The sequence below is a fragment of the Solwaraspora sp. WMMA2059 genome, assembly GCF_027497315.1.
GTDB lineage: Bacteria > Actinomycetota > Actinomycetes > Mycobacteriales > Micromonosporaceae > Micromonospora_E.
Genome location: NZ_CP114908.1, coordinates 4,077,442 through 4,100,615, shown reverse-complemented (window position 1 = coordinate 4,100,615; position 23,174 = coordinate 4,077,442). Strand labels below are relative to the sequence as shown.

Below are 23,174 nucleotides of genomic sequence, written 5' to 3'. Positions count from 1 at the left end.
GGCACGCGGGTGCCACCCGGGTGGCCCGGTGGGTGGCCCGGTGGTGGGCATGGCCACCCCGACGATCGGGCCGTGGGAACATAGGTGGCGGCCGGCGACGCCGGCTGAGACGACGGACTCCAGCCCAGCAGAACGGACCACCGTGCCTCCGACGCCCGACTCCGGCGTGAACGCCCCCGGTGCCACCGAACCCGGCAGCATCCGGAACTTCTGCATCATCGCGCACATCGACCACGGCAAGTCGACCCTCGCCGACCGGATGCTCCAGCTCACCGAGGTGGTCGACCCGCGCCAGATGCGGGCCCAGTACCTGGACCGGATGGACATCGAGCGGGAACGCGGCATCACGATCAAGAGCCAGGCGGTACGGATGCCCTGGACGATCCGCGCCGGTGAACGTCAGGGCGAGTCGGCTGTGCTCAACATGATCGATACCCCGGGGCACGTCGACTTCACCTACGAGGTGTCCCGCTCGCTCGCCGCGTGCGAGGGCGCGGTCCTGCTGGTCGACGCGGCGCAGGGGATTGAAGCCCAGACGCTGGCCAATCTCTACCTGGCGCTGGAGAACGACCTGCACGTCATCCCGGTGCTCAACAAGATCGACCTGCCTGCGGCGCAGCCGGAGAAGTATGCCGAGGAACTGGCGCATCTGATCGGCGGTGATCCGGCCGACTGCATCCGGGTCTCCGGCAAGACCGGGGAAGGCGTTCCGTACCTGCTCGACGAGATCGTCCGCCAGTTCACCCCGCCGGTTGGTGACGCGGCGGCACCGGCGCGGGCCATGATCTTCGACTCGGTGTACGACGTCTACCGGGGGGTGGTGACCTACGTCCGGGTGATCGACGGGCGGATCGAGGCCCGCGACCGGATCAAGATGATGTCCACCGGCGCGACCCACGAGTTGCTGGAGATCGGGGTGATCTCGCCCGAGATGATCAAGGCGAACGGGCTCGGTGTCGGCGAGGTCGGTTACCTGATCACCGGGGTGAAGGATGTACGGCAGTCCCGGGTGGGGGACACCGTGACCATCAACGGTCGGCCGGCGACCGAGCCGCTCGGCGGCTACAAGGACCCGCGGCCGATGGTGTACTCCGGGCTGTATCCGATCGACGGTTCCGACTACCCGGCGCTGCGCGAGGCGCTGGACAAACTGAAGCTCAACGACGCGGCGTTGACGTACGAGCCGGAGACCTCCGGCGCGCTCGGCTTCGGATTCCGCTGCGGCTTCCTCGGGCTGCTGCACCTGGAGATCATCCGGGAGCGGCTGGAGCGGGAGTTCAACCTCGACCTGATCTCGACCGCCCCGAACGTGGTCTACCGGGTGGTGATGGAGGACGGCGAGACGGCCACCGTCACCAACCCGAGCGAGTACCCGACCGGCAAGATCGCCGAAGTGCACGAGCCGGTGGTCCGGGCCACCGTACTGACCCCGAACGACTACGTCGGCGCGGTGATGGAGCTGTGCCAGGGCCGGCGCGGCTCGTTGCAGGGCATGGACTACCTCTCCGCCGACCGGGTGGAGCTGCGTTACACGCTGCCGCTCGCCGAGATCATCTTCGACTTCTTCGACCAGCTGAAGAGCCGGACCAAGGGCTACGCCTCGCTGGACTACGAGCCTTCCGGCGAGCAGCCGTCCGACCTGGTCAAGGTGGACATCCTGCTGCACGGCGAGCCGGTGGACGCGTTCAGCGCGATCGTGCACAAGGACAAGGCGTACAGCTACGGCACGACGATCGCCGCCAAGCTGCGCAACCTCATCCCCCGCCAGCAGTTCGAGGTGCCGATCCAGGCGGCGATCGGTAGCCGGGTGATCGCCCGGGAAACGATCCGGGCGATCCGGAAGGACGTGCTGGCCAAGTGCTACGGCGGCGACATCAGCCGTAAGCGCAAGCTGCTGGAGAAGCAGAAAGAGGGCAAGAAGCGGATGAAGATGGTCGGCCGGGTGGAGGTGCCGCAGGAGGCGTTCATCGCGGCCCTGTCCACCTCGGATGGCGGTGGCTCGGACGGGAAGTCCGGCGGCAAGCGGTGATCCCCCGTGGGTACGGCCCGAGCGCGGCGTACTGCCCGCGGTGCGGTGCCGGGCTTCCCGGCCCGCCGCCGGTTCGCTGCGGTGGCTGCGACTACCAGCTGTTCCAGAGTTCCCGGCCGACGGTCAACGTGGTGGTGACCGACCCCGCCCGTACCCGGTTTCTGGCCATCCGACGGGCCAAACCGCCCCGGGCTGGTCAGTGGGAGACCCCGGGCGGGTTCTGCGACGGGGCGGAGCACCCCCGGTCGGCGGCGCTGCGCGAGTGCCGGGAGGAGTTGGGCGTCGAGGTCGAGCTCGGTGCGTTGGTCGGCCTCTATCTGGGTGAGTACGAGTTCCAGGACGAGACGTTGAGCGTGCTGGAGTGCTTCTTCCTGGCCACCCTGGTCGGCGACCGGATCCGGCTTGATCCGGCAGAGGCCACCGAGTGTGGTTGGTTCGCCCTCGCCGAGCCGCCGTCGCTGGCCTTCACGACCATGGACGCGGCGGTACGGGACGTGGCGGCATCCTTCGGACGCTGACGCGGTTGCTCGTCCGGCGGAGATGAATCGGTTTGGTTGTCGCGATGGCCGGGAACTAAGCGGTCACCAAGGACAACGCGACATCTCCGACAAGGAGGAGAAAAGATGAGCGTCATGGGCATCATCACCGCACTCATCGTCGGCCTCATTATCGGTGCGCTCGGCCGTCTGGTCGTGCCGGGCAAGCAGAACATCCCGATTTGGTTGACTATGCTGATCGGCGTCGGTGCCGCCCTGCTGGGCACTGTCATCGCCCGTGCCGGCGGCTTCGCCAGCACCGCCGGCTTCGACTGGCGGGAGTTCTTCGTGCAGGTGATTCTGGCCGCGGTCGGTGTGGCACTGGTCGTCGGGGTCGGTGGCCGCCGCAGCATGAGCCGGTACTGACTGGCCGGGTCGACTGGCCGAGCGCTCGGGCCGACGGACTGACCGCGCGATCGACAGCTGACGGCACCTGGTCCGTCGTCGGCGCCCATCCCCGGCACAGGCGGGGCGGATGCCGACGACGGACCCGGTGACCGCTGGTCAGCGCAGCCAGGGGATGCTGCGGTCGAGCAGCTCACGCTCCTTGAGTTCCTTACGGAGCGGGATTTCGTCGTCGATGTAGCCGTCCCAGTTGATGCCCCAGTAGTTCGCCGTGTGGGTGCCTTCGCCGAGCAGCTGTCGCTGCACCGGGGTCCGGTTCGCCCACCACTGGCCGTCCTTGTCGACATGCAACTCGTCCAACGGGCGGATCCAGCGGTACGTGTACCCGATGAACAGCATCTTGCGGGTGATCGTGGACAGGTTGGTCGACCGGGAGTGCCATTGCCGGCGGTCGAAGATGAACGCGTCGCCCGGGTTGGCGGTGATCTCGACCGTACCCTCGGGATCCGGGTTGTGCACGGTGAGGTCGGCCGGGCGGGGCAGGGAGTTGCGCAGGTGGCTGCCGGGGATCACCTTGGTGGCGCCGCGGCCGGTCTCCGACAGGTCGGACAGGACGTAGGCCACCTTCAGCGAGAACATCGGCCGGGGCAGGTTCGGGTCCATCGTCTCCGGGTCGGAGTTCTGCCGGTAGCCGTCCTGGTGCCACCCCCAGTACGGCTTCTCCGGCTCCAGCGCCGGTGGGGTGACGTCGAGATGGTTGTGGTGGGTGTAGATGTTCCAACCGGCCAGCCCCCACATGTAGGGGAACGCGATCGGATGGGTGAGCAGGTCGCCGAAGAGTTCGTCGCGGTCCAGGAAGCCCAGCAGGTGCAGGGTGCCGTCGGCGGTGGTCTTACCGGCGGCCTTCTCCTCGGCGTACACCCGGTCGACCGCGGCCTCGAGTGCCGCTCGGTGGTCCTCGGTCAGCACATTGCGCAGCAGGAGGAAGCCCTGCTCGTGGAACTCCTTGCGGTCGATGTCGCTGATCGCTTCGTAACCGGTCCGCCCGCCGTAATCGAACACAACTTTCCCGTCCTGTCGGTGGTGCGCCCATTCGGGCCTGGCGGATGCCGATCCTAGCCCGCCTCTCGGCCGGCCCGCCCGGGCCGATTGTCAGCAATTCGCGGGCCGTGTGGTCGGCCACAGTTGATCGCACATGAGGTGTCGGGGCACGCACTTTCGGTACAGGAGCATCGTGCGAGATGTCCGGATTGTATAATTTGCCACATGTTGCGCTAACTGTCAGTTAAGATGTGCAACCAGAGGGCAGTTGTCGACGTCAGGCGAAGACCTCCGCCATCACCCGCCCGGTCTCGATCTCACTGCCGGAAATCGACGACCAACTGCCGCCTTCCGCAGTCCATTCCTGATCGCCGAACGTGACCCTTTTGACGCCGTGATCAGTGGCATGGGAAACCAGCCAGTGCGCATATCGCCACCCGGCCTGTGTGTTCTCTGCCGGAACGCTCAGTGACGGCGTGGTCGGTCCCGGCAGCAGCGACTCCAGCCCGCCCCAGTCCAGCCGCAGACCGTCCGTGAGCGCCGCCGTCGCCTCGGCACCCCGCATCACCGGATCCTGGGTCACCGTGCAGGCGACCGCGCCGGTGGCCTCGCCGAGCAGCGCGGCGGTGAGTACCTGCGACTCGTCGGTCCACTTCTCGTACGCCTCGGGGAAGGCCGACCGCTGGACCGCCTGGGCGGCGTCGGTGACCCGCATGTCCTGCCAGCCCCGGATCCGTTCCAGGCCGGCGTAGAACGCGTTCGTCGCGTACCTGGTGTCGCGAATCTGTTCGACCGTGCCCCACCCCTGGCTGGGTCGCTGCTGGAACAATCCGACCGAGTCCCGGTCACCGCCGGTCAGGTTGCGCAGCTTGGACTCCTGGAACCCGGTCGCCAGCGCCACCACCACGGCACGCGGCGGCAGCCCGCGCTGCACTCCGATCGCCGCGATGGTGGCGGCGTTCGCCATCTGCTCCGGATCGAGCGTCACCCGGCGCAACTGGCCGTCGCCGGCCCCGGGCATGGAATCGGGCAGCTCGACGGTGCAACCCCGATAACCACCGGGCAACGCGAAATCGCCGATCCACCGGCCCAGGCCGACCCCGCCCAACAGGGCGATTGCCGCCAGCACGGCGACCAGCACCAGCACCGTCCGAGCCCGCACCGTCACCCCCACGCGTATTGCTGGGACCTTTGGTACACCAGGGACGGTTGTGTCGTCCAGCGGGAGAGGGCCCCGCGCGCTTGCCGTACCCGACCCTTACGCCGTACGCCTCGGCCCCGTACGCCGGAGTTACCCCGTTTCGGGGCGAGTATCCGTGCTCACCGTCCCGGCAGCCAGCTCGGGTCGCGTTTGTCGCGGAACGCCCGTACGCCCTCGCGGCCCTCGTCGGAGAGGAAGTATCCGGTGGAGAGCTCGCGCAGCTCGGCCGTCTCGGCCCGGATGTCCGTCGGCGGAGTGCGCCGGAGCAGCTGCTTGGTGCCGGCCAGGGCGCCCGGAGCGCCCCGGACGAGCGCGGCGCAGCTCGCCGTCACCGCGGCGTCCAGCTCCCCGGCCGGTACGGCGGCGCTGACCAGACCGATCTGCGCCGCCCGGGCACCGTCGAACGGTTCACCGGTGAGGTACAGCTGCGCCGCCGCCCGTGGCTGCAGCCGGCGCAGCACGGTGGCGGAGATCACCGCCGGGACCACTCCGAGCCGTACCTCGGTGAAGGCGAAGGTGGCCGCCGCGTCGCAGATCGCGATGTCGGCCGCGGCGATCAGCCCCAGCCCGCCGGCCCTGGCCGGGCCGCCGACCCGGGCCACCACCGGTTTGGGACATTCCCACATCGCCGCCAGTACGTCGCCGAGCATCCCGACCGGCACCTGCCGGGTCGCGTACGCCTCAGCGGTCTCCTTCAGGTCGGCACCGGAGCAGAAGACCGGCCCGGTGTGGCTCAGCACCACCACCCGGACCTGCGGGTCGGCGACCGCTGCGGACAACGCGGCGAGCAGGTCGGTCATCAGCGGGGTGGACAGCGCGTTGCGGTTGCCCGGGCTGTCCAGGGTCAGGGTGGTGATCCCGGCGGCGGTGGCCGTGCGGATCAGTGGCTGCGCGGACCTGGTGGGTCGGGGCTCATCCATGCCGGCACACTAGTCCCATGCCAGGAGCACCACCCGCCGGTACGCCGGTGCCCGCCGACGGGGCGCTACCGCCATCCGCGCTCGCCCGTAGCGGCCGGCGCGGCTTCGGGGTCTATCTGCATGTGCCGTTCTGCGCCACCCGCTGCGGCTACTGCGACTTCAACACGTACACGCCTGCCGAACTCGGCGGCAGCGCACCGGTCGGGGAGTACCTGGACGCCGTGCTGGCCGAGCTGGAGCTGGCCGCGAAGGTCCTGGCTGACCGGCCGCCTCGGCAGGTGGACACGGTCTTCGTCGGCGGCGGCACGCCGAGTCTGCTGCCCGCCGACGCACTGGCCCGGCTGCTCGACGCGATCGACGCCACCTGGGGGCTGGCCGCCGACGCGGAGGTCACCACCGAGGCCAACCCCGAGTCGGTGACGCCGGCGTCGCTGCGGGCGCTGCGCGCCGCCGGCTACACCAGGGTGTCGCTCGGCATGCAGTCGACCGCGGCGGCGGTGCTCGCCGTGCTGGACCGCCGGCACGCGCCGGGCCGCGCGGTCACCGCCGCCCGAGAGGCCCGGGAGGCCGGGTTCGAGCACGTCAATCTCGACCTGATCTACGGTACGCCGGGGGAGAGCGCGGCGGACTTCGACGAGTCGCTGGCGGCGGTGGTGGCGGCCGGGGTGGACCACGTCAGCGCGTACGCGCTGATCGTCGAGGACGGCACCCGGTTGGCGGCCCGGATGCGGCGCGGCGAACTGCCGTACCCCGACGACGACGTCGCCGCCGACCGCTACCTCGCCGCCGAGTCGGCCCTGAGCGGCGCCGGATTCGACTGGTACGAGGTGTCGAACTGGGCACGGTCGGACGCCGGCCGGTGCCGGCACAACCTGTTGTACTGGACCGGCGGCGACTGGTGGGGGCTCGGGCCGGGGGCGCACAGCCACGTCGGCGGGGTCCGCTGGTGGAACGTGCGGCATCCCCGGTCGTACGCCGAGCGGCTGGCCGCCGGACGGTCGCCCGGCCACGGCCGGGAACTACTCACCGACACCGAGCAGCAGTTCGAAGAGGTGATGCTGGGGCTGCGTCTGGCCAGTGGGCTGCCGCTGGCGCGCCTGGCCCCGGCCGGCCGGGTCGCGGCCCGGCGGGCCGGCGACGACGGACTACTCGACCCCGAAGCGCTCACTGCCGGGCAGGCGGTACTGACCCTGCGTGGCCGGCTGCTGGCCGACGCGATCGTCCGTGACCTGCTGCCGTGAAACCGCTGCTGGGCGACCTTCCGTGGGTGGCCCGTTGTCACCACCGGTGACGCCCCCGGAGCCGGTACGGATCCGGGGGCGAGCGGCGTCACTTGATGAAGTTGGCGGACATCGGGTACTTGTACAGCGTCCCCTCGTTGGCCTTCACGCCCGCGATGATCCCGAAGATGATCTGGATCGCGAACACCACCAGGCTGGGGATGAAGAACAGGCACCAGCTGACGAAGAGCAGCACGAAGGCGATCGCCGACCAGAGGATCTGGAAGTTGAGCGCGGCCAGCGCATGCGCCCGTACGGCCGGTGACTGCTGACCCTTGACCAGGTAGGCGATCAGCGGGCCGACGAAACCGAGCGGTCCGAAGCTGATGAACGCGCCCAGGGCGCCACCGAAGTGGGCGATCAGCGCCCAGGTCTTGTCGTCGTTGGTGGCGTAGCCGGACGGGGGTTGACCTCCGTACGCCGGACCGCCGGGCGGGAAACCGCCGGGCGGGGGGTATCCGCCGGGGGGCGGGCTCGCGCCGCCGGGCGGCGGGGGGTATCCGGGAGAGGAGGCCTCGCCCGGCATCGAGTAGGACGCTGGAGGTGGCGGCGGGGAGTTGGGGTCCTGCGGCATGCCGCCGGGACCGTACTCCCCTGGTGGGCGAGGTGGTTCAGTCATGCCCGACACGGTAGGGGGAGGGATCAAGCCGCGCCAGTTAGCCCCGCCGACGAATTTCCCGTCCGGGTAGGCCGTCTCCGCTGGTCGGTCGGCTTGCGCTGGGTTGGCCGGCCGGCCTTACGGTGCCCGCCGGCCGACCGATCCGAGCCCGAGTGAACCGCCCGATCCGACAGGGTGAGTGCGTCTGGTGACATATCGCCCGGTACGCCCCCGCCCGGCGAATTGATCATCGCCGGCCCGGCCCGATCGACGTATGCTGGCACTCACAACCGGCGAGTGCCAGCAACGGCGTCCGTCGTCGGTCCGGCCACCCACCGGCCGCCGTGACGGCCGGGACCGTAGCCTCGGACCGGTCCGACCGGTGTCAGCGGAGGAGGTGCAGATGGGTCTCGACGACCGCAAACTCGACGTGCTCCGGGCGATCGTCGAGGACTACGTCGCCACCCAGGAGCCGGTCGGCAGCAAGGCGCTGGTCGAGCGGCACCAGCTCGGGGTGTCACCGGCGACCGTCCGTAACGACATGGCGGTGCTGGAGGAGGAGGGCTACATCCGGCAGCCGCACACCAGCGCCGGGCGGGTCCCGACCGACCGTGGCTACCGGTTGTTCGTCGACCGGCTGTCCCGGGTGAAACCGCTCAGCCCGGCCGAGCGCAGGGCGATCGAACGTTTCCTCGCCGGCGCCGTCGACCTCGACGACGTCGTGCACCGCACCGTCCGGCTGCTCGCCCAGCTCACCCGCCAGGTCGCGGTGGTGCAGTACCCGAGCCTGTCCCGGTCGTCGGTCCGGCACCTGGAACTGGTGCCGATCTCGACCACTCGGCTGATGCTGGTCCTGATCGTCGACACCGGCCGGGTCGAGCAGCGACTGGTGGAGCTGCCGGCCCCGATCAGTGCCGACGACGTGACCGACCTGCGTCGGCTGGCCAACGAGAAGCTCGACGGTTGTCGGCTCTCCGATACCCCGCCGTTGGTCCAGGCGTTGGTCGACGAGGTGCCAGCGGACCTGCGACCGGCGATGACCACGCTTTCGACGGTCCTGCTGGAGACGCTGGTCGAGCGGCACGAGGAACGCCTCGCCCTGGCCGGGACCGCTAACCTGGCCAGAGGGGGACTACTCGACTTCCAGGGCTCCCTGCGCCCGATACTGGAGGCACTGGAGGAGGAGGTCGTCCTGCTCAAACTGATCGGCGAGGTGGAGCCGAGCACCCTGCGGGTCCGCATCGGCGACGAGAACGAGATCGACAATCTGCGGGCCGCATCCGTGGTCAGCACCGGTTACGGTCCGGGCACTGTCATGGTCGGTGGCCTCGGCGTGCTGGGGCCCACCCGGATGGACTACCCCGGCACCATCGCCACGGTTCGCGCCGTGGCACGCTACGTCGGCGATCTGCTGGCGCAGAACTGACCGGCGGGCAGGATCAAAACGACCCGGCGAACTGCACATGCGAGACTGACACATGAGGACACCAGACGCAGTGGCCAAGGACTACTACGGGATTCTCGGCGTGAGCCGGGACGCCTCCGCTGACGACATCAAGCGGGCCTACCGCAAGTTGGCCCGGCAGTACCATCCGGACGTCAATCCGGATCCGGTGGCGGCTGACAAGTTCAAGGACATCAACGCCGCGTACGAGGTGCTCTCCGACGACCAGAAGCGGCAGATCGTCGATCTCGGTGGCGACCCGTTGGCGCCCGGCGGCGCGCCCGGCGGCGGCCCCGGCGGGGCCGGGCCCTTCGTCGGCTTCCAGGACATCATGGACGCCTTCTTCGGGGCGGCGGCCGGCTCCCGTGGGCCCCGGTCGCGGACCCGCCCCGGCGCCGACGCGATCCTGCGCCTCGAGCTCGATCTGACCGACACCGCGTTCGGCGTGGAAGCGCCGATCACCGTCGACACTGCGGTGATCTGCACCACATGCTCCGGCGCGGGCACCGCGGCCGGCACCCACCTGGCGACCTGCGAGGCGTGCGGCGGGCGCGGCGAGGTGCAGTCCGTGCAACGGACCTTCCTCGGCCAGGTGGTCTCGTCCCGGCCCTGCGTCGCCTGCCAGGGCTACGGCACCGTCATTCCGCACCCCTGCACCACCTGTTCCGGCGACGGCCGGGTGCGGACCCGACGTTCGCTGACCGTCAAGATCCCCGCCGGGGTGGAGGACGGGATGCGGATCCGGCTGGCCCAGCAGGGCGAGGTCGGGCCGGGCGGGGGCACCGCCGGTGACCTGTACGTCGAGATCCACGAGCGGCCGCACGACGTCTACTCCCGCAAGGGTGACGACCTGCACTGCCGGGTCACCGTGCCGATGACCGCCGCGGCGCTCGGCACCCGGCTGACCATCCGGACCCTGGACAGCGACGAGCCGGTGGACGTCAAGCCGGGCACCCAGCCGGGTGCCACCCTGCGGCTGCGTGGGCGCGGCGTGCCGCATCTGCGCGGCACCGGCCGCGGCGACCTCTACGTGCACCTCGACGTGCGTACCCCGACCAAGCTCGACGCGGAGCAGGAGCGGACGCTGCGGGAGTTCGCCAAGGCCCGGGGCGAGGAGGTCGCCGAGCTGACCAAGCAGGGCGGGTTCTTCTCCCGGATGCGCGACGCGTTCAACGGCCACGGCTGACCCGACGCCGGCCGCCGAGCAGCAGCGGAGAACCGATCCGACGTGAGCGCCCCACTGTTTCTCGTCGAGCGCCTGCCGACCGGGCCGGGTCACACCCTCGACGGGCCGGAGGGCCACCACGCCGCCACGGTGGTCCGGCTGCGCCCGGGTGAGCGGTTGCGGCTCGCCGACGGGCGCGGCGGTGTCGCCGACGCGGTGGTCGAGGCCGTCGGCCGGCACCAGCTCGACCTGCGGATCACCGACACCGGGCAGGTCAGCGCCGCCGACCCCCGGCTGGTGGTGGCGCAGGGCATTGCCAAGGGCGACCGGGGCGAGCTGGCGGTGCAGGCGATGACCGAGGTCGGGGTTGACGAGATCGTCCCGTGGGCGGCCGCCCGCTCGGTGACCCGCTGGCGCGACGACCGTGGTGCCCGCGCCCGGCAACGATGGGTCGGCACCGCGCGGGAGGCCACCAAACAGGCCCGCCGGCCGTGGCTGCCGACGATCGGCGGGTCCGACCAGCAGCCGGCCGAGCCCACCGACGCGGTCGCCGCCCGGTGCGCGGCGTCGGCCGCCAGCTTCGTCCTGCACGAGTCGGCGCAGCAGCGGCTGGCCGTCGCCGACCTGCCGACCACCGGGTCGGTGCTGCTGGTGGTGGGGCCGGAAGGCGGGATCGACGACGCCGAGCTGGCCACCTTCGTCGACGCCGGGGCCCGGCCGGTGCGGCTCGGCCCGGCGGTGCTGCGGACGTCGACCGCCGGTGTCGCGGCACTCGCCCTGCTCTCCGGTCGGCTGGACCGCTGGTAGCGCGGTGGTTGAGGCGCTGGTGGCGCGGCGGTGGACCGGCCGGACCCCGGTCACCGCTACCATCCGTCGGGTGAGCGACAGCTGTGTCTTTTGCCGGATCGCCGCCGGGGAACTGCCGACCACCCTGCTGTACGACGGGGTCAACACGGTCGCGTTCCGGGACCTCCACCCGCAGGCACCCACCCACGTACTGGTGATACCGAAGCAGCACCACCCCGACGTCGCCGCGCTTGCCACGGCCGACCCCGCCGTCGCGGGCGAGCTGCTGGCCACGGCGGCCGCAGTGGCGCAGGCCGAAGGGCTCGCTGCGGACGGCTTCCGGTTGATCTTCAACACCGGCCGGTACGCCGGTCAGGAGGTGTTCCACGTGCACGCCCATGTGCTCGGCGGAGCACCGCTCGGTCCGCTGCTGTCCCGGTGACAACCGGCGGAAATGGAGCCGCTGCGCCGGGCGTTGAGCGGATACGATGGCAGCAAGTCCGCCCGCCACGGCCGACCGGGTCGGGGCGCTGAAATGGAAGCAGGTGCGAAAGGCCGTCAGGCCGACCCATGACCGGCACTCCACCTCCCGGGCAGGCCCGGGTGCAGACCAGGATCACCGTCCCGGACCAGCAGATCATGGTCAACCTGCTCGGCGCAGGCGACGAGATCCTGCGGCTGGTCGAGCAGTCCCTCGCCAGCGACGTCCACGTACGCGGCAACGAGATCACCATCACCGGTGTGCCGTCGGACAACGCGGTCGCCGAGCGGCTGTTCAGCGAGCTGCTCGAGCTCATCGCCAAGGGCGAGACGCTGACCACCGACGCGGTCCGGCGTACCGTCGGCATGCTGGCGCAGGGCGGCAGTGAGCGCCCCGCCGACGTGCTCACCCTCAACATCCTCTCCCGGCGCGGGCGGACCATCCGGCCCAAGACCCTGGGCCAGAAGCGGTACGTGGACGCGATCGACGCGCACACCATCGTCTTCGGCATCGGCCCCGCCGGCACCGGCAAGACCTACCTCGCGATGGCCAAGGCGGTGCAGGCACTGCAGGCCAAGCAGGTCAACCGGATCATCCTGACCCGGCCGGCGGTCGAGGCCGGTGAGCGGCTCGGCTTCCTGCCCGGCACGCTCTACGAGAAGATCGACCCCTACCTGCGTCCGCTCTACGACGCGCTGCACGACATGCTCGACCCCGACTCCATCCCGAAGCTGATGGCGGCCGGCACCATCGAGGTCGCGCCGCTGGCCTACATGCGGGGTCGCACCCTCAACGACGCCTTCATCATCCTCGACGAGGCGCAGAACACCACGGCCGAGCAGATGAAGATGTTCCTGACCCGGCTCGGCTTCGGTTCCCGGATCGTGGTCACCGGCGACATCACCCAGGTCGACCTGCCCGGTGGCACCTCCAGCGGGCTGCGTACCGTGCGGGACATCCTCACCGGCCTGGACGATGTGCACTTCGCGCAGCTGTCCAGCACCGACGTGGTGCGCCACCGGCTGGTCAGCGACATCGTCGACGCGTACGCCCGGTGGGACGCCGACCGCGAGGCACAGCAGAATCAGGGCGTCCACGCGGTCCAGGGCCGGACCGCCCACGGTGGCCGGGCGAACCGGCGCCGATAGAGCTTCGGGAGAGACACGTGTCCATCGAGATCGCCAACGAGTCCGGAATCGACGTCGACACCGACGCGGTGCTCGCCGTCGCCCGTCACGCGCTGGACGAGATGGGCGTCAACCCGCTCGCGGAGCTGTCGGTGCTGCTGGTCGACCAGGACTACATGGCCGAGCTCAACCACCGCTGGATGGGCAGCGACGGGCCGACCGACGTGCTCGCCTTCCCGATGGACGAGGGCAGCGTCGACCACGGTCCGGGCGAGTCGAGCCCGGACGAGCCGGGCCTGCTCGGCGATATCGTGCTCTGCCCGGAGGTGGCCGCCAAGCAGGCGGCCACCGCCGGGCACGCCGCCGCCGACGAGCTGCACCTGCTCACCGTGCACGGGGTGCTGCACCTGCTCGGCTACGACCACGCCGAGCCGGACGAGGAACGTGAGATGTTCGAGTTGCAGGCTCGCCTGCTCTACAGCTGGAAGGAAGCCCGGGCCACGTGAACTCTGGCCATACCACCGGCACCCCGCTGGCCGCCGCTGCGACAGCCACCGGGCTGCCGGACCTGCAACTGTTGGTCATCGCCGCCGGTCTGGTGGTGCTGGCCGGAATCATCGCGATGACCGAGGCGGCGCTGGTCGTCGTCTCGCCGGCCCGGGCCGCCGAGCTGGCCCGCGACGGCAGCCGTTCCGCCCGGGCCCTGCAGATCGTCGCCGCGGACGCGGTCCGGCACGTCAATCTGCTACTGCTGCTCCGGCTGCTCTGCGAGCTGACCGCCACCACCCTGGTCGCGCTGGTCGCCGTCGACACCTTCGGCGCCGGCTGGACGGCGGCACTGGTCACCGCCGGGGCGATGACCGTGGTCAGCTTCGTGGTGGTCGGCGTCGGTCCGCGTACGATCGGTCGCCAGCACGCCTTCGTCGTGGCGCGGGCGACCGCGCCGCTGGTCCGCGGCCTGGGCCGCGCCCTGAACCCGCTGGCCTCGCTGCTGATCCTGATCGGCAACGCGGTGACCCCGGGCAAGGGCTTCCGGGAAGGCCCCTTCGCCACCCAGATCGAGCTGCGGGAGCTCGTCGACCTCGCCGAGCAGCGCGGTGTCGTCGAGCACGGCGAGCGCCAGATGATCCACTCGGTGTTCGCGCTCGGCGACACCATCGCCCGCGAGGTGATGGTGCCGCGGACCGAGATGGTGTGGATCGAACGGCACAAGACGCTGCGCCAGGCACTGGCGCTGTTTCTGCGGTCCGGCTTCTCCCGGATCCCGGTGATCGGCGGCAACGTCGACGACGTGGTGGGCATCATCTACCTCAAGGACGTGGTCCGTCGGGCCCACGCGGTCGGGCCGGGCAGCGACGAGGTCCCGGTGGTCGAGCTGATGCGCCCGGCGACGTTCGTGCCGGAGTCCAAGCCGGTGGACGACCTGCTCTCCGAGATGCAGGCCGCCCGTACCCACCTGGTGATCGTGGTCGACGAGTACGGCGGCACCGGGGGACTGGTCACCATCGAGGACATCCTGGAGGAGATCGTCGGGGAAATCACCGACGAGTACGATGTCGAGCGGCCACCGGTCGAACGACTCGACGACGACCGGGTCCGGGTGACCGCCCGGCTGCCGGTCGAGGACCTCGGCGAGCTGTTCGACGTGGAGATCTCCGACGACGAGGTCGAGACGGTCGGCGGGTTGATGGCCCACCTGCTCGGCCGGGTGCCGATCCCCGGTGCGGAGGTCACCGTCGCCGGCCTCCGGCTGGTCGCCGAGGGCACCACCGGCCGGCGCAACCGGGTGGACACCGTCCTGGTACGCCGGACCGTCGACCAGCCGGCCGAGCCGTCGGCCGAGCACACCGCGGACGGCAAGGACCACCGTCATGCCAGAACAGAGGAAAGGCAGCACGCAGATGCCTGAGTCGCCGTCGGCCACGCCGGCCGGGTCGGAGCCGGAGCCGCAGATCAGCGCCGAGGACAGCAAGCTGGTCGTGCTGGCCCGCAGCGCCCGGGCCCGGATCGGGGCGGCCGAGGGCGCCGCCGTACGGGACCAGGACGGGCGCACCTACGCCGGGGCTAACGTCGCACTGCCGTCGTTGACGCTGACCGCGTTGCAGCTGGCGGTCGCGTCGGCGGTCGCGTCCGGGGCCACCCGGCTGGAGGCCGCCGCCGTGGTCACCGAAGCCTCCACCTTGGATGGTGCCGGGCACGCGGTGGTGCGGGACCTGGCCACCGACGCGCCGGTCCACGTCGCTGCCCCGGACGGCACACTGCTCGGCACGGTACGCCAGTGAGCTCGCGCGGATCGTCTCCGCCGGATACCTTCCGGGCGGGCTTCGCCTGTTTCGTCGGTCGCCCGAACGCCGGGAAGTCGACCCTGACCAACGCGATCGTCGGGCAGAAGATCGCGATCACCTCCAGCAAGCCGCAGACCACCCGGCACGTGATCCGGGGCGTACTGCACCAGCCGCAGTCGCAACTCGTCCTGGTCGACACCCCGGGGCTGCACCGGCCGCGGACGCTGCTCGGCGAACGCCTCAACGACCTGGTCCGCCAGACCTGGAGTGAGGTCGACGTGATCGGGCTGTGTATCCCGGCCGACGAGCCGGTCGGCCGGGGCGACCGGTTCATCACCGGGGAGATCGCCGAGCTCAAGGCGACGGTGGTGGCGGTGGTCACCAAGACCGACCTGGTCGACCGGCACCGACTCGCCGAGCAGCTGCTCGCGGTCAGCGAGCTGGGTGACTTCGCCGACGTGGTGCCGGTCAGCGCCGCCACCGGCCACCAGGTGCAGACCCTGGTCGACGTGATGACCGGCCACCTGCCCGAATCTCCCCGGCTCTACCCGGACGACATGCTCACCGACGAGCCCGAGCAGGTGCTGATCGGCGAGCTGATCCGGGAGGCCGCGCTGGAGGGCGTACGGGACGAGCTGCCACACTCGATCGCGGTGATCGTCGAGGAGATGCTCCCAGAGGATTCGCTGATCCGGATATACGCTGACATCTACGTCGAGCGGCCGAGTCAGAAGGCGATCGTCATCGGCGCCGGCGGTAGCCGGCTGCGCGACGTCGGCACCCGCTCCCGCAAGGAGATCGAGGAGCTGCTCGGCAGCCGGGTCTACCTCGACCTGCACGTCCGGGTGGCCAAGGACTGGCAGCGTGACCCCCGGCAGCTGCGCAAACTGGGCTTCTGACCTGGTGTCTTCGGGAGGTTCTCCTGATCAGTCCCGGTTGCGATCGATGGTGATGCTCCCGCTGCCGGTCCGTGCGTCGATCAGATGCTCGCCGTCCGGATCGTCCGGCACCCGTACGTCGGCCGATCCGGATCCGGTCTCGGTACGGATCCGGTAGCTACCCGCGGGCACGGTGACGTGCACCGACCCACTGGACGTCTCGGCGCGCACCGGACCCGGGTCGTCAAGGGTGAGTGCCACCTTCCCGGAGCCGGTGGTCGCGACCACGCCATCGCCGCTGAGATCGCGGCCGTCGATGGAGCCGGAACCGGTGTGCAGCTCCGCCGGACCGGACAGCCGGTACGCGGTGATGCCGCCGGAACCGGTCCGCGCGTCCACCCGACCAGTAGCCCGGTCGATGGTGATGCTCCCCGATCCGACCCGGACCGACACGTCCGACACGTCGAACAGCATCAGCTGGCCGGAGCCGTTCTCACCCTCGACCGAGACGCCCGGGGGCGCGACGATGTCGTACGACACGTCGCACCGCCAGCCGCACGACGTGTCCAGTTCGAGCACCGTCCCGTCAATCCGGTAGGTCCGACCCGGCTCGGAGCGCTGGTAGCGGACGACCCGCTGGATCTCGACCGTGTCACCGGGCCGGGTCCGCACCAGCACGTCCCCGTCGCCGGATTCCACGATCCGTACGGCGGTGATCGGGACCGTCTCGGTGTCGTCGAAGTCCATCTGGTGCCAGTCAAGCGGTGCGCACGCGGCCGAGGTGACGGCCAGCAGCGCGACGGTCGACGCGGCGGCGAGTGCGGTGGTCGTGGTGCGGGTGCGAGTCATGCCGGTGACGCTATGAGCGCCAACGGCGGGGCACATCCGGCACGGCCACGAATCTGTCCCGGATCGCGACCCTGAGTCCGCATCAGGGCCGGTCGCCGGCACGCCCGGTCGGCGCGGGACAATGACCGGGTGCCCGGATACCGCCGCCAGCTCTACCGCGACGACGCGGTGGTGCTCCGCGTACAGAAACTGGGCGAGTCCGACCGGATCATCACCCTGCTGACCCGCCGGCACGGCCGGCTGCGGGCGGTGGCCCGGGGGGTACGCCGGACGACCTCCCGGTTCGGTGCCCGGCTGGAGCCGTTCGGCCACGTCGACCTGCAGATCGCCGGGAACCCGGACGGGCCCGGTAGCTCACTGCACACGGTCAGCCAGGTCGAGGGGCTGCACCTGTACGGCAAACGGTTCCTGGCCGACTACCCGCGCTACACGGCCGCCAGCGCGATCGTCGAAACCGCCGAGCGGCTCACCCCGGTGGAGCGGGAACCGTCGCTGCGGCTGTTCCAGCTCACCCTCGGCGCGCTGCGGGCACTGGCCGAGGGCGACCACGCCGGCACCCTGGTGCTCGACGCGTACCTGCTGCGCGGGATGGCCCTCGCCGGCTGGGCGCCGGCGCTGCGCGACTGCGCGGTGTGCGGCACCAAAGGCCGGCACCGGGCGTTCTCCGTACCGGCCGGGGGGTGTGTCTGCCCGGACTGCCGACCACCCGGCGCGGCCCACCCGGCCCCGGCCACCATCGACCTGATGGCCGCCCTGGCCACCGGCGACTGGCAGGTGGCGGACACGTCGGAACCGGCCACCCGGCGGGAGTGCAGCGGGCTGGTGGCGGCGCACCTGCAGTGGCATCTGGAGCGCGGGTTACGCTCGCTGCCGCTGGTCGACCGTTCCCAGGAGACGCAACCATGACCAAGGGCAGGGGCCTGCGCCCGCCGGTGGCACCCACTCCGCACCCGTCCGGGGCCCGGCCACCGGCGTTGCCGAAGCAGGCGCTGCCCGACCACGTGGCGATCGTGATGGACGGCAACGGCCGGTGGGCCAAGGACCGTGGTCTGCCCCGCACCAAGGGGCACGAGCAGGGGGAGTTCTCGCTGTTCGACACCGTGGAAGGCGCGATCGAGCTGGGGATTCCGTACCTGTCGGCGTACGCCTTCTCGACGGAGAACTGGCGCCGCTCGCCGGACGAGGTCCGCTTCCTGATGGGCTTCAACCGTGACGTCATCCGCCGTCGCCGCGACCAGCTGGTCGACCTGGGGGTACGGGTGGTGTGGTCCGGCCGGGCCGGCCGGCTGTGGAAGAGCGTGATCTCCGAGCTGCAGACCGCCGAGGAGATGTCCCGCCACAACAGCACGCTCACCCTGCAGTTCTGCGTCAACTATGGCGGCCAGGCGGAGATCGCCGACGCGGCGGCGGCGATCGCCCGGGACGTCGCGGCCGGCAAGGTCGACCCGGCCCGGGTCAACGAGAAGATGCTGGCCCGCTACCTCTACCACCCGGAAGTGCCCGAGGTGGACCTGTTCCTGCGGCCGTCCGGCGAGCAGCGGACGTCGAACTTCATGCTCTGGCAGTCGGCCTACGCCGAGCTGGTCTTCCTGGACACCCTCTGGCCCGACTTCGACCGGCGGCACCTGTGGTACGCCTGCGAGCTGTACGCGCAGCGGGACCGCCGGTTCGGTGGCGCCCTGCCCAACCCGGTGGCCCCGCAGGGCTGAGCTGCGTACCGGCCCGGCGCGCCGCCGGGCTGTCTGGAAAACCGGGTGCGCCGGGGGAGCGCACCGGTTAGCGTGACGGTCATGCGCTTCTGACGCCCTCTCAACGCAGTGCCGCGACCGCTCGGCGGTCGCCGTCGATCCGTGCCGTGCGGGTTCCCGCCGCCGGTCGGCCCTGCGGGCGTCACGGCGTCTCCGGCTGGCTGGTCCCGTCATCGTGGACCGTCGTCGGTGACTGCGGCGCCCGCCTCCCGCATCTCACCCGTCACCGCCGCGGGTTCGCGTGGCGGTTCGCAGCCAGGAGGTCTTTCCCGCATGGCGCAACGACCAGAACAAGACACGACGACGCCCCGGTTCACCGTGCCCGACAACGCCCCGAGTGACCTCGCGTTGCCCGAGGTCGCTCTGTCCGAGATCGATCTGCCCGAGGTCGCGCTGCCTGAGGACGCGCTGCCCGCCGAGGGTCGGCGCGCTGCCCGCGCGCTCGCGTCGGGCTCCGGCCCGCAGGCCAGGAGCGCCCGCCCGGACCGGCTCGCCGGTCGCGGTCAGCGCGCCGGCAAGGGCCGCAACTACCAGTTCCGGCGCAGCTGACCGACGCCGAGGTGAACAGTGCCTCACCGCCTTCCGGATCCGCTGATCTTGCTGCTAGCTTTTGCCATAACTTTGCAAGAGCAACAGATCGGCGTACGGGGGTGGGGCGATGGCGGCGGCCACCCTGTCGGCAGCCCGCAGCGACCTGCTCGGCGTCGCCGCACAGCGCCGCCGGACCGGGATCTGGCTGGTCGCGCTGACCGTCGGGCTGGTGGCCACCGCCGTTGTGGCGGTCGGCTCCGGTGCCATCGGGATCGCCCCGACGACCGTCGCCGCCATCATCGGCAACCAACTCGTCGGACTGCCCGTTGAGGCGACCTGGAGCCTTCCGGAGCAGGCCATCGTCTGGCAGGTCCGGCTGCCCCGGGTGCTGCTCGGCATGCTCGTCGGTGCCGGGCTGGCGGTGTGCGGAGTGGCGTTGCAGGCGATGGTCCGCAACGTGCTCGCCGACCCGTACCTGCTGGGCATCAACTCCGGAGCGTCCAGCGGCGCGGCGGCGGCGATCCTGTTCGGGGCCGGTGCCGGCTTCGGCCAGTACGCCCTGTCCACCAGCGCTTTCATCGGCGCCCTCGCCGCGTCGCTGCTGGTCTTCCTGATCGCCCGTAGCGGCGGCCGGGTCACCTCGATCCGGTTGCTGCTGTCCGGAGTCGCCGTCGGCTACGCGCTGTACGCCACCACCAGTTTCCTGATCTTCGCCTCCGGGTCGGCCGAGGGTGCCCGGTCGGTGATGTTCTGGCTGCTCGGGTCGCTGGGGCTGGCCCGCTGGGACGCGCTGCTGGCGGTGGCCGCCGTCGTGCTGGTCGGGACGACCGGGTACCTGACAATCGTCGGCCGGCGACTGGACGTGCTCGCCATCGGCGACGAGACCGCGCAGACCCTCGGCGTGTCACCGGACCGGTTCCGACTGCGCCTGCTGGTGCTGGTCTCGCTGAGCGTCGGCGTGCTGGTCTCCGCCGCCGGCAGCATCGGCTTCGTCGGCCTCGTCGTGCCCCACCTGGCCCGGCGGCTCGTCGGCGCGCCACACGTACGGGTGGTGCCGGTGGCCGCCCTGCTCGGCGCGATCCTGCTGGTCTGGGCCGACGTGCTGGCCCGGGTCCTGCTGGCCCCCCAGGAGATCCCGATCGGGATCATCACCGCGCTGCTGGGCGCACCCTTCCTGCTGGTTTTGATCCGCCGCCTGCACGCCGCGTCCGGGTGACCACCGGGCCTGCCCGAGCACCGGGTCCAACTGGGCCCCCGAGTTTGCCGAACAGTCGAGGAGCACCATGAGGACAAGCCGTACCACCGCCGTCGCGGCGGTCTCCGCCGCCGTGCTGCTCGCCGCCGGATGCGGCGAGGCCGGTGCCGACCCCGCGCCGGACGCCGCCGACGGCTACCCGGTCACCGTCACCAACTGCGGCGTCGACGTCACCCTCGACGCTGCGCCGGAGCGGGTCGTGCTGCTCAAGAGCGCGGCCGTGCCGTACCTGCACGCGCTCGGCGTGCTGGACCGGGTCACCGCCCGGGCCGGGCAGTACCCGGCGGAGTACTACGACGAGGCGACCCTGTCCGAGCTGGACCGCGTCCCGCTGCTGACCGACAAGACCGACACCAGCGGCCACCTGCAGATCTCCAAGGAAGTGGTGATCAGCCAACAGCCGGACCTGGTGCTCGGCGAGGTGGACAACCTGTCCCGGGACACGCTGTCGGCGGTGGACATCCCGCTGCTCGAGGAGCCGGCGATGTGCCCGGGAAGCACGGCGGTGCCGACCTTCGACGACATCTACGCCCAGATGCGAACGTACGGCGAGGTGTTCGACCGGGCCGACGAGGCGGCTGCGGCGGTCACCGCGCTGGAAGAGCGGATGGCGCAGGTGCAGGCCCAGGCCGGGGCGGGCTCCGGCCGTACGGCCGCGGTGCTGTACCCGACCGTCGGCGGCGGTGTCACCTACGCGTACGGCACCGCCAGCATGGCGCACCCGCAGCTGGAGGCGGCCGGGTTCCGCAACGTCTTTGACGACGTACCGGAACGGGTCTTCGAAGTCACCGTGGAGGAACTGCTCGGCCGCGACCCCGACGTGCTGGTCCTGCTGTACAGCGACGGCGACCCGGCCGCCGTCGAACAGGGCCTGACCGGGCTGCCCGGGGCGGAGAACCTGGCCGCCGTGCGCAACGGCGACGTGCTGACCCAGCTGTTCAACTTCACCGAGCCGCCGACCCCACTGTCCATCGACGGACTTGAACGGATTGTGCAGCACTTCCAGGCCGAGTCGTGATCACCGCGACCGAGGTCTCCTGGCGCTACGGCGCCAACCCGGTGATCGACGGGGTCAGCGTGACCGCCCGACCGGGCCGGGTCCTCGGGCTGATCGGCCCGAACGGCAGCGGCAAGACCACCCTGCTGCGCCTGCTCCACGGTGCCCTGCGCAGCGGCGGTGCCGGGCGCAGTAGCGGTGGCGCCGGGCGCAGCGGTGGTGCCGGGCGGGTCGTGGTGGACGGCGACGAGCTGACCGGCCTGCCGTCGCGGGAGGTCGCCCGCCGGCTGGCCGTGGTGGTGCAGGAGGCCGGCGGCGCGGACACCGCGCTGACCGTGGCCGAGCTGGTGCTGCTGGGCCGGGGTCCGCACCTGTCGACGTTCCAGCGGACCAGTCGGGCCGACCGCGAGATCGTGGCCCGATGCCTGGCCCGGGTCGGTGCCGCCCACCTGGGTGCCCGCGCGTTCGCCGGGCTGTCCGGCGGCGAACGCCAACGGGTGCTGATCGCCCGAGCTCTCGCCCAGCAGGCCACCCATCTGCTGCTCGACGAGCCGACCAACCACCTGGACATCCGCTACCAGCACGAGGTCCTGCAACTGGTGCGGGACCTCGGCACCTGCTCCATCGTCGTACTGCACGACCTGAACCTGGCCGCCCGCTACTGCGACGACCTGGTGCTGCTCGGCGAGGGTCAGGTGGCGGCCGCCGGCAGCACGGACGAGGTGCTCGACCCGGCGGTGCTCGAACCGGTCTACGGGATCGGCATCCGGCGGCTGGACCTCGACGGAGCCATCCACCTGCTGTTCCGCCCACACGAGGCGACCGAGGAGAGGACCGCGGCATGACGGCCGTACAAGACCGGATCAACGCGTACTGGACCGGCCGGGCACCCGGGTACGACGCGTACGTGCAGCGCCCTGAGCGGTTCGCCGCCGACCAGCAGGCCTGGTCACAGGTCTGGGCGGCGGCACTGCCGCCGGCCCCGCTGGACGTGCTCGACGTCGGCACCGGCACCGGACAGGCGGCCATCGTGCTGGCCGGCCTCGGCCACCGGGTCACCGGCATCGACCTGTCCAAGGGAATGCTGGAGCGGGCCCGGCACCACGCCGCCGCGATGCCCGGCGGCCCGGTCATCGCGTACGGCGACGCCGTGTCCCCGGACTTCCCGGCGGCCAGCTTCGACGCGGTGACCAGCCGCTACCTGATGTGGACGCTGCGGGAGCCGCAGGTCGCTGTGGCCAACTGGGTACGCCTGCTGCGCCCCGGCGGCACGGTCGCCGTGGTCGACAGCACCTGGTTCCCCGATGGGCTGGACAACGCCTCGGAGAACTTCGCCGACCATTACGACAGCGCGGTGCGCTCGGCGCTGCCGCTGGCCACAGCGAAGTCCATCGACCAGACCGTGGCGGTGCTGGATGGAGCCGGTCTGCGCGATGTCACGGCCGCACCGCTGACCTCGATCTACGAACTCGATCAACGGTTCGGCGTGGCACCCGACCACGAACTCAAACTGCAGTACATCGTCACCGGCCGTCGCTGACGGTCGCGAGCCGAGTGGGGTGACGGGGTCAGCGGAGTCGGTCCCCTCACCCCCCGGCCGTTCAGGAGGAAACAGTTCGAGGTCGCCTCCAGCGACTGAAAGGCCCTCATTCGAGATCAGCACCATGTACTCGCGCCC

At 71.0% G+C, this 23,174-nt stretch carries 25 protein-coding genes; 20 read left to right on the top strand and 5 right to left on the bottom strand.

Translation table 11 applies throughout. The features are described 5' to 3' along the window. The first annotated feature begins 142 nt into the window (after nucleotides 1-142). The 3 genes from lepA (at nucleotide 143) to O7553_RS18700 (ending at nucleotide 2,931) form a co-directional block, all read left to right on the top strand. Entirely contained in the window at nucleotides 143-2,029 is a 1,887-nt protein-coding gene (lepA, locus tag O7553_RS18710; RefSeq protein WP_281551012.1) for a translation elongation factor 4, read from the top strand. Next, nucleotides 2,026-2,547: an NUDIX hydrolase gene (locus O7553_RS18705; protein ID WP_281551011.1), complete on the top strand. Its 522-nt coding sequence runs from the start codon at nucleotides 2,026-2,028 to the stop codon at nucleotides 2,545-2,547. The genes lepA and O7553_RS18705 overlap by 4 nt, the downstream gene beginning before the upstream one ends. Nucleotides 2,548-2,652: 105 nt before the next feature. Beyond that, a complete protein-coding gene (locus tag O7553_RS18700; RefSeq protein ID WP_281551010.1) occupies nucleotides 2,653-2,931 on the top strand; it encodes a GlsB/YeaQ/YmgE family stress response membrane protein in 279 nt (92 codons plus the stop codon). 138 nt (nucleotides 2,932-3,069) lie between these two features. Here O7553_RS18700 and O7553_RS18695 read toward each other — a convergent pair whose 3' ends face one another. The 3 genes from O7553_RS18695 to O7553_RS18685 form a co-directional block, all read right to left on the bottom strand. Further along, complete coding sequence (locus tag O7553_RS18695) at nucleotides 3,070-3,972, bottom strand: phytanoyl-CoA dioxygenase family protein (protein WP_281551009.1); 903 nt, start codon at nucleotides 3,970-3,972, stop codon at nucleotides 3,070-3,072. 256 nt (nucleotides 3,973-4,228) lie between these two features. Next, nucleotides 4,229-5,017, bottom strand: coding sequence for a hypothetical protein (locus O7553_RS18690; RefSeq protein ID WP_281555663.1), 789 nt, complete (start codon nucleotides 5,015-5,017; stop codon nucleotides 4,229-4,231). Between the two features lie 254 nt (nucleotides 5,018-5,271). Then, a complete protein-coding gene (locus O7553_RS18685; protein WP_281551008.1) occupies nucleotides 5,272-6,072 on the bottom strand; it encodes an enoyl-CoA hydratase-related protein in 801 nt (266 codons plus the stop codon). Nucleotides 6,073-6,089: 17 nt separating this feature from the next. Between O7553_RS18685 and hemW the strand changes: the two genes are divergently transcribed. Beyond that, complete coding sequence (gene hemW / locus O7553_RS18680; protein WP_281551007.1) at nucleotides 6,090-7,313, top strand: radical SAM family heme chaperone HemW; 1,224 nt, start codon at nucleotides 6,090-6,092, stop codon at nucleotides 7,311-7,313. Nucleotides 7,314-7,401: 88 nt separating this feature from the next. Here the strand turns inward: hemW and O7553_RS18675 are convergent, their stop codons facing one another. Further along, complete coding sequence (locus tag O7553_RS18675; RefSeq protein ID WP_281551006.1) at nucleotides 7,402-7,971, bottom strand: DUF4870 domain-containing protein; 570 nt, start codon at nucleotides 7,969-7,971, stop codon at nucleotides 7,402-7,404. A gap of 382 nt (nucleotides 7,972-8,353) precedes the next feature. Here O7553_RS18675 and hrcA point away from each other — a divergent pair, with 382 nt between their 5' ends. The 9 genes from hrcA (at nucleotide 8,354) to era (ending at nucleotide 16,137) form a co-directional block, all read left to right on the top strand. After that, complete coding sequence (gene hrcA, locus O7553_RS18670) at nucleotides 8,354-9,376, top strand: heat-inducible transcriptional repressor HrcA (protein ID WP_281551005.1); 1,023 nt, start codon at nucleotides 8,354-8,356, stop codon at nucleotides 9,374-9,376. Between the two features lie 70 nt (nucleotides 9,377-9,446). Next, nucleotides 9,447-10,580 (top strand): molecular chaperone DnaJ, encoded by a 1,134-nt coding sequence (gene dnaJ, locus O7553_RS18665; RefSeq protein ID WP_281555662.1) that lies wholly within the window; start codon nucleotides 9,447-9,449, stop codon nucleotides 10,578-10,580. Between the two features lie 42 nt (nucleotides 10,581-10,622). Continuing rightward, on the top strand, nucleotides 10,623-11,366 hold the full coding sequence (locus tag O7553_RS18660; RefSeq protein ID WP_281551004.1) for a 16S rRNA (uracil(1498)-N(3))-methyltransferase: 744 nt from the start codon (nucleotides 10,623-10,625) through the stop codon (nucleotides 11,364-11,366). Between the two features lie 70 nt (nucleotides 11,367-11,436). After that, a complete protein-coding gene (locus O7553_RS18655) occupies nucleotides 11,437-11,787 on the top strand; it encodes a histidine triad nucleotide-binding protein (RefSeq protein WP_281551003.1) in 351 nt (116 codons plus the stop codon). A gap of 128 nt (nucleotides 11,788-11,915) precedes the next feature. Next, nucleotides 11,916-12,974 carry a PhoH family protein gene (locus O7553_RS18650; protein WP_281551002.1) on the top strand — a complete coding sequence of 353 codons (1,059 nt, stop codon included), beginning with the start codon at nucleotides 11,916-11,918 and terminating at the stop codon, nucleotides 12,972-12,974. A gap of 17 nt (nucleotides 12,975-12,991) precedes the next feature. Further along, entirely contained in the window at nucleotides 12,992-13,459 is a 468-nt protein-coding gene (ybeY, locus tag O7553_RS18645; protein ID WP_278170664.1) for an rRNA maturation RNase YbeY, read from the top strand. Then, nucleotides 13,456-14,862, top strand: a complete 1,407-nt coding sequence (locus O7553_RS18640; RefSeq protein ID WP_281551001.1) for a hemolysin family protein — start codon at nucleotides 13,456-13,458, stop codon at nucleotides 14,860-14,862. Before ybeY ends, O7553_RS18640 begins: the two co-directional genes overlap by 4 nt. Continuing rightward, the gene (locus O7553_RS18635) at nucleotides 14,855-15,235 is read left to right on the top strand and encodes a cytidine deaminase (RefSeq protein WP_281551000.1); all 381 of its coding nucleotides are present in this window, start codon (nucleotides 14,855-14,857) and stop codon (nucleotides 15,233-15,235) included. The genes O7553_RS18640 and O7553_RS18635 overlap by 8 nt, the downstream gene beginning before the upstream one ends. Further along, nucleotides 15,232-16,137 (top strand): GTPase Era, encoded by a 906-nt coding sequence (era, locus tag O7553_RS18630; protein WP_281550999.1) that lies wholly within the window; start codon nucleotides 15,232-15,234, stop codon nucleotides 16,135-16,137. Before O7553_RS18635 ends, era begins: the two co-directional genes overlap by 4 nt. A gap of 27 nt (nucleotides 16,138-16,164) precedes the next feature. Here the strand turns inward: era and O7553_RS18625 are convergent, their stop codons facing one another. Continuing rightward, nucleotides 16,165-16,965 (bottom strand): DUF4097 family beta strand repeat-containing protein, encoded by an 801-nt coding sequence (locus tag O7553_RS18625; RefSeq protein ID WP_281550998.1) that lies wholly within the window; start codon nucleotides 16,963-16,965, stop codon nucleotides 16,165-16,167. A 129-nt stretch (nucleotides 16,966-17,094) separates the two neighbouring features. Here O7553_RS18625 and recO point away from each other — a divergent pair, with 129 nt between their 5' ends. From recO to O7553_RS18590, 7 genes are all read left to right on the top strand, one after another. Next, the gene (gene recO, locus O7553_RS18620; RefSeq protein ID WP_281550997.1) at nucleotides 17,095-17,871 is read left to right on the top strand and encodes a DNA repair protein RecO; all 777 of its coding nucleotides are present in this window, start codon (nucleotides 17,095-17,097) and stop codon (nucleotides 17,869-17,871) included. Then, a complete protein-coding gene (locus O7553_RS18615) occupies nucleotides 17,868-18,674 on the top strand; it encodes an isoprenyl transferase (RefSeq protein WP_281550996.1) in 807 nt (268 codons plus the stop codon). Before recO ends, O7553_RS18615 begins: the two co-directional genes overlap by 4 nt. A gap of 312 nt (nucleotides 18,675-18,986) precedes the next feature. Next, the gene (locus tag O7553_RS18610) at nucleotides 18,987-19,262 is read left to right on the top strand and encodes a hypothetical protein (RefSeq protein WP_281550995.1); all 276 of its coding nucleotides are present in this window, start codon (nucleotides 18,987-18,989) and stop codon (nucleotides 19,260-19,262) included. 109 nt (nucleotides 19,263-19,371) lie between these two features. Then, complete coding sequence (locus O7553_RS18605; protein WP_281550994.1) at nucleotides 19,372-20,460, top strand: iron ABC transporter permease; 1,089 nt, start codon at nucleotides 19,372-19,374, stop codon at nucleotides 20,458-20,460. Nucleotides 20,461-20,527: 67 nt separating this feature from the next. Then, complete coding sequence (locus O7553_RS18600; protein WP_281550993.1) at nucleotides 20,528-21,517, top strand: ABC transporter substrate-binding protein; 990 nt, start codon at nucleotides 20,528-20,530, stop codon at nucleotides 21,515-21,517. Next, on the top strand, nucleotides 21,514-22,341 hold the full coding sequence (locus O7553_RS18595) for an ABC transporter ATP-binding protein (RefSeq protein WP_281550992.1): 828 nt from the start codon (nucleotides 21,514-21,516) through the stop codon (nucleotides 22,339-22,341). Before O7553_RS18600 ends, O7553_RS18595 begins: the two co-directional genes overlap by 4 nt. After that, complete coding sequence (locus tag O7553_RS18590) at nucleotides 22,338-23,036, top strand: class I SAM-dependent methyltransferase (RefSeq protein ID WP_281550991.1); 699 nt, start codon at nucleotides 22,338-22,340, stop codon at nucleotides 23,034-23,036. The genes O7553_RS18595 and O7553_RS18590 overlap by 4 nt, the downstream gene beginning before the upstream one ends. Nucleotides 23,037-23,174: the final 138 nt, after the last annotated feature.